This is a genomic window from Pseudomonas sp. H3_D04 (assembly GCF_054669175.1).
Genome location: NZ_CP162801.1, coordinates 3,638,109 through 3,651,859, shown reverse-complemented (window position 1 = coordinate 3,651,859; position 13,751 = coordinate 3,638,109). Strand labels below are relative to the sequence as shown.

Here is a 13,751-nt window from a genome sequence, read left to right as displayed (position 1 = left end):
GTATGGCTACTCCAACTCAGAAAATGCTGTCGAGCGTTGATAACGCCCATTTGCTCAAAGCCGATAAAGCCCACTACATGCACGGCTATCACATGTTCGACGAACACGCCGAGCAGGGCGCGCTGAACATTGTGGCCGGTGACGGTGCTTATATTTACGACACCCAGGGCAACCGCTTTCTCGATGCGGTGGGCGGCATGTGGTGCACGAACATCGGGTTGGGCCGAGAGGAAATGGCACTGACGATTGCCGACCAGGTCCGTCAACTGGCGTACTCGAACCCGTTTTCCGACATGTCGAATAACGTCGCCATCCAGTTGTGCGAGAAACTCGCCAGCCTTGCCCCCGGTGACCTCGATCACGTGTTCCTGACCACCGGCGGATCCACTGCCGTGGACACCGCTTACCGGTTGATTCAGTACTATCAGAACTGCCGTGGCAAACCGGAAAAGAAGCACGTCATCGCCCGTTTCAACGCGTATCACGGCTCGACCACACTGACCATGTCGATCGGCAACAAGGCCGCCGACCGTGTGCCGGAATTCGATTACGCCAACGACAAGATTCACCACGTCTCCAACCCAAATCCTTACCGGGCGCCGGATGGCATGGACGAGACGCAGTTTCTCGAGTTTCTGATCAAGGAGTTCGAAGACAAGATCCTGTCCATCGGCGCAGACAAGGTCGCGGGCTTTTTTGCCGAGCCGATCATGGGCTCCGGCGGCGTGATCATTCCGCCCAAGGGTTACCTGAAACGCATGTGGGAAGTCTGCCAGCGCTACGACATTCTGTTTGTCGCCGACGAGGTGGTGACGTCGTTCGGGCGCCTGGGCAAGTTCTTCGCCTCGTATGAGGTGTTCGATGTTCAGCCGGACATCATCACCACGGCCAAGGGGCTGACGTCGGCTTACTTGCCGTTGGGCGCGTGCATTTTTTCCGACCGTATCTGGAAAGTGATTGCCGAGCCCGGCAAGGGCCGTTGCTTCACCCACGGCTTCACCTACAGCGGCCACCCGGTCTGCTGCACGGCGGCACTGAAAAACATCGAGATCATCGAGCGCGAACACCTGCTGGAGCATGTCGACGTGGTCGGCGCGTATCTGGAACAGCGTCTGGCCACACTCAGCGACTTGCCGCTGGTGGGCGATGTGCGCTGCCAGAAGTTCATGGCCTGCGTGGAGTTCGTGGCCGATAAACGCACCAAGGCGTTGTTCGCCGACGAGATCAATATCGGCGAGATGATTCACTCCAGGGCGCAGGCCCGGGGGCTGCTGGTGCGGCCGATCATGCACCTCAATGTCATGTCGCCGCCGCTGATCCTGTCTTGCGCACAGGTGGATGAAATCGTTGAGACCCTGCGGGTGTGCATTCTTGAAGTGGCGGGCGAACTTGAGCAGAACGGCCTGTATTTCGGCCAATGAGTTCGTCGAATCCGCGGTTATCAGGTGCCGGTTCACCCGCTAGACTGCGGGGCATGAGCAAACCAAACGATGACACATTGATCGCCTTGCCCTTCGGCGCCTTGCATAAATGGCACGGCGAAATGCGCCAGGCCTTCGCCCATATCGATGAGCCCGACGCGCTGAGCTTTTTGGCGTCGGCCTTCGGGCATCTGGTGGCTATCGAATCGGTGATGATCAGCCTGGAACACAAGGACCGCCCGCCACAATTGTTGTATCAGCGGGGCATCCCGGAAAAATACCGGGAGTCGATCATCGACCGCTATTTTTCCGGGGGCTACCTGCTCGACCCGTTTTGCCTGGCGGTGGAGCAGGGGCTGGCGCAAGGGTTTTATCACCTGGAGGACATTGCCCCGGACAACTTCTTCGACAGTGAGTACTACAAGACTTACTACTTGAAGGCCGGGAGTTCGGAAGACAGTTTTTACATTGTCGATACCGGCCATGACACCCAGGTGTCGGTGAGCCTGTTTCAAGGCTTCGGCGGGGAAAGTCTGCGGCTTGAACAGCTGAACCTGCTGCGGGCGGTTGAGCCGCTGGTGCGCGAATTCATCAGCGAGTTCAGCCGCCGGGGCTTGCAGCTCAGCGCCGTCAATGAGGGCGTGCGTGACGATCTCAAACAGCGTGTGCAGTCTGCCTTCGAGCAGTTCGGCTGCGACTTGCTGACCGAGCGCGAGCGGGAAGTGGCGCACATGGTGCTGCGGGGGCACTCGGTGAAATCCACGGCCAGCCAGATGAGCATCTCGCCGGAGACGGTGCGCATGCACCGCAAGAACCTTTATCTGAAGTTGAACATCGGTTCACAGTCGGAATTGTTTGCGCTGTTTATCGAGTGGCTGCGCAAGCACTGATCCAACCGCCAGCCGCTCCCACAAGGCATCACGATAGACGACGGGATGAGCAATTAGCCGGGTCTTCGAACCACTACGGATCTGACTTTTTATCGACCCGGGGAGCCAAGGGGCTATCCAGCACCCAATGCATTTTCTGAAAGGCTTTGCGCTCGCGCGCGACCGCAACGTCCCATTCATCCCCGAACGCCTTGCCCGAGCGGACCAGCTCCATGACGGCCGCCGTTGCGACGGTCAGTTCGAGGCGCGCCTGGCGCAGGTCTTCGTTGAACTTCTCAATCGTCATCCATGCACTCTGAAAGTCGTCGCAGCCGTTTGTATGGCCGGGAAGCAGATTTTTTCGGCCAGATTTGAGGGTCGATTGGTCGCAAGTCATCGAGGTTCAACTAGAATTTTAGACGTCGGAAGGCAGGTTGCAGCCGCGCTCAAACAACAAAAACAGTGCAAAACAAGGGGCATCCAACCTTGAAAATTTCAGCCCTCTGCGCTACCGGGAGCTTGTTGGTTTCGACTGCGGTGTCTGCCACCGGGATTATTCCTGTCCTCGACCTGGACTTCACACGACCGGCTGTCGAGACCCTGAAAAAAATCGGCATCAATGACGCGTGTATTATTGCCGCCTCCAACCCTGCAGCGTTCACCTACTGCCGGGAAGGGTCATCAACGCTCTGGAAGTATCAGGCGCTCGATCTGGAGCAACAGGCGTCGATCCTTAAAGGCGAACAGCGACCCGCCACGGATTTCGGGCGAATCACCGTGGTGGAAGTTGACAGTGCCGCCTGCCTGGAAGACACCCCTGCGCCTTTGATCAAGCCGGCTATCACTCGCGGGTTGGCCTTGGGCGTGATCTTGCTGTTTTTGTTGATCGGCTTTCGATACACCTACCGGGCGATCATGCCCCACCGCGATGACCACGCAGTGCTGTCGGACGCGTCCTTGCAACGATTGACCGGATACTTGCCGGCAAAGGCGCTGGGAGCGTTTGGTATTGCCGCTGCCGTGACGCTGGTTTACTGCTTCTGGTGACATCACCGGCAACAGCGTTCGTCCGACAACTCGATCAACTGTGGGAGTGAGCCTGCTGCCTGTTTGGCGTGCATGTTTAAAGGCGTTTAAGGTTACTTCCTGAAAGCTACAGCGCCTTGCGCCATTGCCTACGACTACGCCAGAATCCGCCGGCTTGTGCGCTTTTGTCCCCCTCGGTAACTTGGTCCCCGTCACTGATTCCCAGTGATCGGGTTTAGTAGCCCGAAGGTTTGAAGGCTGCACAAGCGTCTGTCAGACAGGTGTTCCAATGCCTGTCCCTGATGGTGGCTGTGCGCAGGGCGCCCTCGGGCGCGCCGGCTTTGCCTTCTTTCCCCGGTCTACTAACCTGCGTACAGCCGCCACCCCTTGTATTAGTAGCGAGGTGTGGCTGCCCATTAAGGAAGAAAGGCATAGGTGCAAAGTTACTCCAAACCCGCCAGACACTGATCCGGCATCCCCCTACGAATCACTCGATTCCAAAAAACTCCACGAAGCCGCCGAACGCGCCCTCGACCATTACCTCAACCCCGCCGCCCTCAAAATCCCGGTCATTCGAAAACCGAGCACCATGTTCATGATTGCACCGGACATCAAAGACGAAGACCTGCTGGCGCACACCTGCGAATCACTGGCCTCGGCCAGCGTCATGACCGCCGATTTCGCGGCCTTCCTGGAAGGACCGCATCGGCATACGGCGCTGGGGATCCAGCAGATCATCATGCAAGCGGAACTGGCGGTGAACCGGATGATGGATAACGTCGACGTGCCCCAGTAAGCAGCGTAATACCGCGTCGTCGTTCTTCGCGAGCAGGCTCACTCCCACATTAAACCGCGTCCGCCCGGACAACTCGGTCAACTGTGGGAGTGAGCCTGCTCGCGGTGGCATCACCTCGGTCTCAAGTGAGCCGATATCTACACATCAACTCATGCAGGGTTTGCACGTCCTTGAAGTAAGACTGTGCTGTCAGCTCCTTCTGATTTTTCCTGTTCGTCGGCTATACACACCAACGGCTGTGTACCTTGTCGGCAAGGACTCAATTTTGAGAGAAACAGCATGGAAACGTCTTCAAGGAAAACCGTTACGGACAGCGTTCTGGAACAGGCCCTGTTAATGGTTGATCTAACCGAATCAAACAATCCCGACCATTCCGTCCGGCTCCTGCTAACTGAAATACTCCAAGGACTTGCCGAAAAAGGTTGGCCTCAGGCTCAACTGCAAACGGGGCCGCGAATTGTCTCCGCCGAGGAAAATTACGGATTACTCGGCTATGACCCGGCAGAGGTCACGCTAGGGAGTGAGCACACCCGTTGGGTCGATGAATACTCGCTGTTGAGAACACAAACCACCAGCCAGATTCCGGCCGCGCTTCAGCGAGCGGCTCAAGTGCGGCAACCGGGGCAAACGATCTTGCTGGCCGCGCCGGGTATAACTTTCCGTCGTGATAGCCGGGATCGTTGGCATTGCGCGGAGCCACATCAGATGGATGTCTGGGTATTGGGTGATCCGGAGCTGTCGACGCATGAACAGCTGTTGCGTCTGGTCGGCGACATCCTCAAGTCTGCTGTTCCTGAAAAATCCTGGGTCTACAGCGACAGTCCGCATCACTACACGGAGGGTGGAATCGAAGTGAATGTGGTGAATGACGGTGCTCCGGTTGAAGTACTGGAGTGCGGCCGTATAGCGAGGTCTTTGTTGGAGCGCTTGAAGATTGATCCGCAGCGTCATGGAGGGTTGGCGCTTGGGATGGGGCTGGATCGGCTGACGATGTTGCGCAAAGGTATCCCGGATATTCGCTTGCTGCGAGATCAGAACGTGCGAGTGCAGGCGCAGATGCATGATCTGAATCCATGGGCCCCGGTATCACGTTTGCCATCGATTGCTCGTGACATTTCGTTGGCGGTTACGCCCGGGCTGAGCGAGGAGGTGTTGACCGAGAGAATGCTGCAGGCGGCGGGTGACTGTTCTGACTGGATCGAGGAGATGCAGATCAAGGGGCGTTGGGCATTCTCGGATTTACCCGCGCAGGCGATTGAACGGCTCGGGCTGCTGCCGGGCCAGGAAAATGTGCTATTGCGCGTGGTGCTGCGTGATTGTTCGCGATCGATCACTACTGCTGAGGCGAACGCTTTGTATGCGGACATTCAGGCGGCGATGCATGAAGGAGCGCCGGGGGCTGGTTATCGAATGGATCTGCCAAAAGCCTAAAACTAACCTACCCGCGTATTCATTGATGCGTCGCGTCATCGTTCTTCGCGAGCAGGCTCGCTCCCACATTAAACCGCGTCCGTCCGGACCACTCGGTCAACGGTGGGAGCCTGCTCGCCATAGTAGTCTTTCAGGCGACATCATTCCTGGGTGACTAACGGCAAATGAGGGCTTTCAAAAAAGATGACTTTTTGAGGCCTGTAAAATCAATAGGTTGTGCATCTTTTTTGACATGACCGCTTCATGGGGTTTTCAGTTTTGTTGATAAAAGCCTTTGAAGTTTTCAAAATAAATGAACCAGCTTCGGCTGGTTTTTTTATCAACCTCCTATGGCAAGAAGAAATCGACCGGATGCACACGTTCGTGACCATCCCCCAAAAGCCGAAGTTTCAGTCTCAAGGCCACTCCCGGCCCGAAGTCGGTTGCTCATGCCTTCTTCTCCTTGGGGTTCAGCCAATCAAGGACCTCCTGGCATATAGCAGGATCGCCGAGGTCGGCGATCAAGGTATCCTCGGCTTTTTCGCTCGGTCCGGTCTTCACCCATGCGAGCGATGAGTGATTGTCGGGAAGAAGCTGCTCGATAGCTGACCTCGAAGATTCGTCAGGTCCTACCGCCGGCCAAAGCATTAAGAGGAGAAGAGCTCGCCGCTTACCGTTCTCCGATATTCCGCGCGCAAGCTCAAGGCGCTCCTGAAGATCCATTCGACATGCTGCGATGAGAGTCAACATGGCGGCTATTGATGGGTCGCGCTTTGCCAAGAGATCTACGGTGATCTGGTCAATTACCGCAGAGTCCAGTATTTGTACCTCCATCAACATCGCGCGGGCTGCCGCGCGCCTGACGTGAATGCGACCGGGCGTAACTGCGAGCTCTAAAAGCCGCTCTTGGAACGTGCCTCCGCCCTGCACAGCGATAATTTTGAACAAGTTAGCCCGGACCAGGCAGTCAGAGGTCCCAAGCGCGATCTCCTGTAGCTTTTCAAGGATTTCAGCATCAAGAGGCTCAAGAACGGCGATCGCATCGACTGCCGAGCGCGCGATGGGGAATTTGTCATCTTCGCCATAGAACCGTGATGATGAAGACCATTGATCATGCGCTAGGTGCAGCAGCACTGGAAGGTGGTTCAGATGAGGCTTGGCCCCTAGTAAGCGGACCAAGGCCTTCCTCACTGGGCTAGCTTGGGCATGTGCCAAAGCGAGTAATTCTGCGGGTAGGGGCGCCGCTATGCTGGCTCCGACCTCAAGGAGTGCTTTAGCCACGACATGTGAATATCTATGGTCGAGCGCCCCGGCGGTAATATCTGTCATTCCAAGTGCAATGGCGGCATCAATTGCTTCAACGCATGACTCATGATCATCGCTATGGGCGAGGGTCCACTCTATGTCCGCGCGCGCAGAGCTTGGAAGGTCAAGGTGTCGACGAATGCGCAACGCACGCACGCTTGGGCTTGATCGGATCGGCTTTGCCAGTAGGGTGATTGCGGCCGAAGATAAAGGCAGCGGTTCTTCTTTCGCGCTCTTCTGGGCTGCTCTGCACAGTTCGCGAAGTTCGGGATTGAGGCTATTCAGAGCAATTGTGGCGGCTGATTCATGCTTGTCGCCGTCGCCCTTGTGCTGATCGTGAAGATGTGCGAGGTCGATCATGAGTTCGACAACCCGCTCATCCTTTCCAACCTGACGAAGGTCATCGGCAATCGTCGACAGCGAGTCTGGTGTTTTTTCAATGACGCACGCCAGTGCGGCATGCCGTACTGCGGCTAGTGAAGCCCCCTCACGGACGCGGGAAAGAAGCTGCTCCCGATACTGCTCGTCCCAATGCTTCACCATGATTAACCATAGGGCATCCTCTTCGTCGCTACCGAATGCGGCGGCGAATGCACCAGCGATTTCGTCGATAGACGGCGGCTCGGTATCTGCTTCCTTCATGAGAGAGCGCATCCAATAGGGTAGGAGCGGCGCGGCGTGTCGGTGCTGCGCGAGACTGCGCCACCCGTTCACTTCACGTATACGATCGGCATAGGCTTGTAGAAACTCCGCCGCCGTATAACCATCATCATTGTCGGAGAGATGTTCGGCGTAATCGCTGTTGTAAACATCATTGATGATGGCGAGGTGGATGGCGCGCGTCTCTGCCTGCTCGTCGGGTGTTGGTGTGAGTACTTCGATCGCTATATCTACGATAGTCTCGAAGCCGTCAAGATCGCGCAAGGCGCCGGCAGCGATAACATCGGAGGAGTGGATGACCCCATAGCGGACGATGGCCGCAGCTGTTTCGAGATAGGCGGAAGTCAGGTCGGGCGCCAAGCGATTGAGGTCGTCGACAAAAGACAAACTATAGTGATCTTGATCATCTGGCAGCATTTCTCGGATGTAGCGCCCGGCGATCACTGCAGTCGTTCGATCTGCGCGTAGGCGGTCGTACCAGGCTTCGGGATGTTCAGGACTCTCCCAAAAATGCATACCGCCAAAGCTATGATCCGGTCGGTGTAGAAGGTAGCGAGCAAACTCGGCAGCGTTGGACGCAGGTGACCCCGCCGCAGCTGCAAGCTTTGCATACTCGCTCAATTTGAAAGAAGGGTCGAGGAGTCGATCAGATAGCCAGGCGTCGATCTTAGCTGCCGCTTTAGGGCGCGGAAGGAGCCTCAGCTGTGTGATACGCTGTGCAGCAGCGACGATGCGCGCGGCGATCCCCGCTCCCCAATCTTCCCCTGGTCCATCTGCATCGGTCAGTACGTCGAGGAGCGTCCGCAATGCGAGGGTTACGGGAATCGAATGGCGCTTGAGTGCCGCTTCTACACCGGCTTCGACACGGGGATGATAATAACTTACGTCCCCTGCGCCTGAACGCAGGTTGCGTGCGGCGACGAAAAAATCCACCAAAGGCATAATGCCTTTTTCGAAGGCCGGCAGCGATTCGGCAAGATTAAGCTCCAAGTTGCGAAGCATCTGGAGTGACAGATGATCGCTTGCCTTCAGGAACCCCCAGATAACGGCTGCGGCTCGAACATCTTCCCGCTCTTCAATTTGCTGAACGACTGTTAATTCAATCGACTGCTCATGAGCTTTGGCGATCGCGTCACCTATGAACGCATGCTCACCATATTTCTGTGGACGCCCCATGGTGCGCAGCGCATCGAAAAATTTTTCGATTTCAAGCGGGGTTGCCAAGCTATCGAGTACCTGCGGCTCTGCCCCGGCCGCCAGTAGGCGTACGTCCCTTGGCAGAGTATCGATTCTTGTGCGATAGAGCCGCTGTCGCTCAGGCTTGCCGTAATGTTCTGCCTCGAGCCGAACCACCCACGGATCAACCGATTTCAGCGCGCCTGACGACATGGCCACGTCCCGCCGGCTCGTCGCTATGATCATACTATCGGCACGTGCTCGCCCAAGCCATTTGGCAAGTTCGTCGTTCCAAGGCCGGTTTGCAGGATCGAAATCGTAGCGGCCCCACGGATCCTCGATGTCATAGAGAACAGGCGGCGACGTCACGTCATCGCGCAGCTGTTGCGGGCTGCGGATTGGAACGCGGGTCAACTCTGGGTTCTCGCGGTGAAGCTCTTCGTAGAGTTTGCTTGTCGCGAGCGTCTTTCCAGTCCCGGATTGACCAATGATGATAGCGGCGTATTTAGGGCTTTTCATCGCGTCGCGCAGATCTTGCCAGTTTCGTGGGTGGACATAGTTGTCGAGTTGCGGCGAACTCGCGAGGTAGCCGTCGTGGCTGCGGATCACCTGCGCGAGATCTTCCCGGCGCCAGCGTCCTTCACCCGCGCGCCGAACGCGCAGCCGTGCCTCTTCGCGGAGCGCGTGGAGACACTCGATCCAGCGTGAGTTCGGGACTCCAAACCGTTCGATCAGGAGTCGTTTAATTTCTTGGATTAAGTGTTCTACGCCCAAATTGCCAATGACGGCGACGCGCCCTGCGGCTCCTGCCGGTAACTCCTTGACCATCGAGGCAGGCATTCCGCTGCTATTAGGCCAACTCCCAGGACGCTTGATTGCTAGCCCTCTCGTTTTTCCGTTTAAAGCCGCGCTTGTTACTAAAAGGTATCGGATAGTAGGGGAGGCCAGCCGCCGCGCTGCCGATAATCGGGTTGCACTTCCATGTTTCAGGACACGACTGATGCCCTTGACGGTCCAGGCGTCGCCGCTGCGGAGTTTTGCCTGCACGACGAGGGTGTAGCCATCCAGACCAACTTTTGTTGCTACGCGCCCGGGCTCGTCGTCTGCCAGTTGCGCTTCGAGATCCTCCTCGCTGCTGGGCTCAAGTTCGACCATCTGAGTCAGGCCAGTACCAAGCATTAGATCGAGGGCCAACCAGATGGAGATGTCGACTTGATAGTCATAGCCAGCGAGAGAATGGGCGCCTGAACCTGCTTCCTCCCCAGCGTCACGGTCTGCTGAGAACATCGGCTCCTCATCCTCTTCCATATCATTTCACTCCGAATTGCGCGCCTGCGTTTCTACAACGGTAGACATATCCTACTTGAATTCCTATAAGCCCCTGTATAGGGCAAAAAAGGAACGCATTCCGTGCATTTGCAGAGAACAAGGCACCTCCCAAGTCCTAAAGGCTGAAGTGAAAATGCCTAACAAAGGAAACCTCCTGTAAACCCATTTTTTTCACTGTTAACAGCACTGGTTAACAGTGAAAAAAATAGGTTTACAGTCTCAGCAGTGCACCGAGTTGACTTGCCTGGTTGGGAGTTGCCGAGACACAGCAAGTGCTGCTGAGGTTGAAGAGCTACAGCTACAGGCGCTGAGCAATCGCAAAAAGCAGAAGCACAAGGACTTGCAATGCCCCTTCGATCTGCCCGATGCGATGAAGCCAAACGTCGTAGATTTCACCCGTGCAGATCGTAGCGAACGTGTGATTGCGACGGTCTTTCAATCCTCGTTGAGCGAGAAAGAACGAGCAGCAGTCAGAGATATGGGTACTCTGGGGATCGACGCGCCCAAGGCAGTCAAATCGCCCTGTCGCACTCCAGTTTCGAATCTGACTGATGAGGAGAAAGCGAGTGCTTTCCTTGAGTATAAGGACAACGTGGCACGTCCCAAGCCGGAACGGCCAACGTGACAAGCCAAATGAAACAGGCATGCTTTCAGCTATTCATCCCCAGTGTTAACCGCTTTTTCACTGTGTTAACCATCTTGGTTTACTGATTATTCTGTTATGAGAGAGTAGGTTGTAGTGATGTTCACTTTCTCCACATACGGTTAAACGAATGGTTCGCGGATAGGTCTACTCAATAATACGGTAGGCGATGAGTCATCGTTTCTATGCCATTCAGCAGCCCTGCGCTTCAAGACCGGGCTAGCCACTCTCTACGCCAACGTGGTGGCGACGTCCTAGTTCCAGGAAGGTCAGATGAAAAGTCTCCCCGATATTCAAGAATTGGAGGTGTTCGAAACATCAATAAAGTCTTTTGATTTTATGCTGTGCATCGACCTTGAGGCGACATGCGACGAGCTCATGGAGTCCGAAAATCCTCGAGCACTGGTCGTCAGCCCAGATGAGATGGAAACGATCGAGATAGGCGTAGCCGTGATTGATCTACGAAGAATGGAAACCGTAGACATGTTTCAGCGCTATGTGCGCCCAGTCCTCCACCCTACACTGACTGACTTCTGTATCAATCTGACATCTATTAGGCAAGCCGATGTGGATGCTGCCCAATCGTTCCCAGAGGTAGCAACGAAGCTCACTGCATTCCTTCAGAAATACCCCAACGCAGTATGGGGATCGTGGGGAGATTACGACGCTGATCAGCTCGCAGCTGACGCCCTGAGAGCCAATTGCACGCCGATACTGCGTGGAGTTCAACATTTGGATGTTGAACGAATCTATCGCGAAATATTTGCATGTCAGTCAATAGGATTGAGGGCTGCCGTCGAAGCACTTGGGCTAAATTGGAGCGGCCAGTACCACCGAGGGATCGATGACGCCAAGAATCTAGCCGACATGGTTGTGCTACTGCTCGCAAGGTCTCGAAAAATCCAATAGATGCACGCACCCTGGTGCCTATCGAAGTTATCTTGCTCCCGCTATCAACACTCTCCGCTCGATGGGGGAATGCTTCGCCATTTTTTGCCGTTCGCGCGCAAAGACTGGTCAGTTGCGGCTGCTCTCGTTCTGAGCATAACCGAGTGTCAGGCGATAGACCTTGATGATAGCCGTCGGCTACTATGTCGAGACCCCAACAGAGCGTGATTGGGGAACTGACGAGTAGGGATACCAATGTCAACTGCTACTATTTTTAAGGATTTTGTCTCCAATCTGCGCATCACCAACCACGTGACGATTGAAGATCGTTACTCCGGTATCACTCGATCGCTCAATAAGTATTTTCGTACGCTGGACTCGACCGCCAATAACCTCCAAGTAGGCTCCTATGGCCGGTGGACAGCCATCAAAGGCGTTTCCGACCTCGATATGTTGTACATCATGCCCAACAGTGCCTGGGACAAGTACGACAAGGAAGGCGGGCAGTCGAAGCTACTCTCAGACGCCAAAGCTGCCATCCAAGAACGGTACTCCACGACCGCGATCACTGTTGACCGCTTGGTGGTTTGCGTTAAGTTCCTGAACTTCAACGTTGAGGTTCAGCCTGTTTTCAAGCAAGACGACGGTAGCTTCAAATACCCTGATACGTACAACGGCGGATCGTGGAAGATCACCAAACCCAAAGATGAAATTAAAGCTACCGGCGATGTCGATGATGACCAGAATGGAAACTTGCGTCGCCTCTGCAAAATGCTACGGGCGTGGAAGAACAAACACGGTATCGGGATTGGGGGGCTGCTGATCGACACGTTGGCGCATAATTTCCTCACGCAGACAGACGATTACGCTGACAAAAGCTTCGCCTCCTACGACTGCATGGTCAGGGACTTCTTTCACTACGCGTCAAACCTTCCACAACAGGAACGCTACGCGGCTCTGGGCAGTCGCCAACACGTCAAGGTGAAACAGAAATTTCAAAAGCCGGCCAAGCGAGCATACGAGCTATCCCTGAAGGCCATTGAAGCTGCAGGTAAGGAAACTGAGGGTGAGCGTTGGAGGAAGGTGTTCGGTCGCGATTTCCCAACAACACGGGCCGCCGCACGCGCCGGTATGGAGTCGCTGGCCGCCAATTCCCTTTATGCCTTCAAGGACACCGAAGAATTTATCGAGGATATCGCACCTGTCGATATTCGCTACCCACTATTGATCGACTGTGACGTTGAGCAGAAAGGTTTTCGAGAACGGTTGCTGAGTGAGCTGATTTCACTAGGATTGCCCCTTCAAGCGCGCAAGACGCTCAAATTTAAAATCACTCGAAACGACGTTCCAAAGCCGTACACCGTTAAATGGAAGGTGCTCAATATCGGGCAAGAAGCTGAGAAGCGTGATTGCGTCCGCGGCTACATAACAGGCGACACGGGACATGAGACAATTCAGGAATCCACGAGCTTCAAAGGCGACCACCTGGTTGAATGCTACATCCTGAAGGATGATGTTGTCGTAGCCCGCAGCGAAATAACCGTACCTATTAGTGAAAGCATATGAGCCAAGTGTCTTTACTCAAGAGCATCGCAGAAACGGGCTACAACGTTGGTTTCGGCGGCCGAAAGCATTGGGCAACTTATGACATCGTAGAAAAGATTCCTGGGTTGATTGGATTCATCGGCACTGCCATAGGCATTTTTTCTCTGGTTTATGATTCTTTGTCAGCCAAAGACGTCTCCGCAGCACTGGCAGTGTTGGGAGTTATCGGTATTTACATCTCGGTTTACGATTCAAAAAAATCAGACTATGAAAAATCTGCTGTGGAGATCACCAAAATTTTCAACGGCCTGCGAGACCTGTACCGAGAGGTTGAAGCGCTCGCGCCAAATGCTGACTTTTCCCTTTACTGGGCGCGCTTGGCGGCATTTGAATCGCAATACTATGGTGCTTCTATCAGTAAACAAATTCTCTTCAGCGACTGGTACGCTCACTATAAATTCTTTTGGCAGTACCAAATTGACTGGGTAGCAAAACAGAAAAACTTCAGTTTTTGGAGAGATAAGGTACCTCTTACGGGATGGCTGGCTTTATCCGCCATTGTTGTTTCGGTAGCAACCTACTTCGCCTTACACATCGACTCAGTCAAGAACTGCTTCGGTGTAGTCTGAGCCATTTGGATGGGCGGATGTTTACTTTAATATCGTTGGTGAAAAACGCGACGA

10 protein-coding genes are annotated in these 13,751 nt (G+C 54.9%); 8 read left to right on the top strand and 2 right to left on the bottom strand.

The window, feature by feature from the left end; genetic code table 11:
- Window positions 1–2 precede the first annotated feature (2 nt).
- Window positions 3–1,421: an aminotransferase gene (locus AB4N91_RS16895; RefSeq protein ID WP_460111247.1), complete on the top strand. Its 1,419-nt coding sequence runs from the start codon at window positions 3–5 to the stop codon at window positions 1,419–1,421.
- 53 nt (window positions 1,422–1,474) lie between these two features.
- Window positions 1,475–2,311 (top strand): helix-turn-helix transcriptional regulator, encoded by an 837-nt coding sequence (locus AB4N91_RS16890; protein ID WP_010458507.1) that lies wholly within the window; start codon window positions 1,475–1,477, stop codon window positions 2,309–2,311.
- A 73-nt stretch (window positions 2,312–2,384) separates the two neighbouring features.
- On the opposite strand, the gene AB4N91_RS16885 is transcribed toward AB4N91_RS16890, so the two are convergent.
- The gene (locus AB4N91_RS16885; protein WP_304817667.1) at window positions 2,385–2,597 is read right to left on the bottom strand and encodes a hypothetical protein; all 213 of its coding nucleotides are present in this window, start codon (window positions 2,595–2,597) and stop codon (window positions 2,385–2,387) included.
- A 179-nt stretch (window positions 2,598–2,776) separates the two neighbouring features.
- On the opposite strand from AB4N91_RS16885, the gene AB4N91_RS16880 reads away from it, so the two are divergent.
- From AB4N91_RS16880 to srmL, 3 genes are all read left to right on the top strand, one after another.
- Window positions 2,777–3,337 (top strand): hypothetical protein, encoded by a 561-nt coding sequence (locus tag AB4N91_RS16880; RefSeq protein ID WP_154911504.1) that lies wholly within the window; start codon window positions 2,777–2,779, stop codon window positions 3,335–3,337.
- A gap of 394 nt (window positions 3,338–3,731) precedes the next feature.
- A complete protein-coding gene (locus tag AB4N91_RS16875; RefSeq protein WP_458369500.1) occupies window positions 3,732–4,112 on the top strand; it encodes a DUF6124 family protein in 381 nt (126 codons plus the stop codon).
- A 279-nt stretch (window positions 4,113–4,391) separates the two neighbouring features.
- Window positions 4,392–5,543: a PheS-related mystery ligase SrmL gene (srmL, locus tag AB4N91_RS16870; protein WP_083374631.1), complete on the top strand. Its 1,152-nt coding sequence runs from the start codon at window positions 4,392–4,394 to the stop codon at window positions 5,541–5,543.
- Between the two features lie 426 nt (window positions 5,544–5,969).
- On the opposite strand, the gene AB4N91_RS16865 is transcribed toward srmL, so the two are convergent.
- Entirely contained in the window at window positions 5,970–9,971 is a 4,002-nt protein-coding gene (locus tag AB4N91_RS16865) for an nSTAND3 domain-containing NTPase (RefSeq protein WP_460111242.1), read from the bottom strand.
- A gap of 937 nt (window positions 9,972–10,908) precedes the next feature.
- On the opposite strand from AB4N91_RS16865, the gene AB4N91_RS16860 reads away from it, so the two are divergent.
- The 3 genes from AB4N91_RS16860 (at window position 10,909) to AB4N91_RS16850 (ending at window position 13,697) form a co-directional block, all read left to right on the top strand.
- Complete coding sequence (locus tag AB4N91_RS16860) at window positions 10,909–11,544, top strand: 3'-5' exonuclease (protein ID WP_460111239.1); 636 nt, start codon at window positions 10,909–10,911, stop codon at window positions 11,542–11,544.
- Window positions 11,545–11,778: 234 nt separating this feature from the next.
- Window positions 11,779–13,089 carry a nucleotide-binding domain-containing protein gene (locus AB4N91_RS16855; RefSeq protein ID WP_460111237.1) on the top strand — a complete coding sequence of 437 codons (1,311 nt, stop codon included), beginning with the start codon at window positions 11,779–11,781 and terminating at the stop codon, window positions 13,087–13,089.
- Entirely contained in the window at window positions 13,086–13,697 is a 612-nt protein-coding gene (locus AB4N91_RS16850) for an SLATT domain-containing protein (protein WP_460111234.1), read from the top strand. The genes AB4N91_RS16855 and AB4N91_RS16850 overlap by 4 nt, the downstream gene beginning before the upstream one ends.
- Window positions 13,698–13,751: the final 54 nt, after the last annotated feature.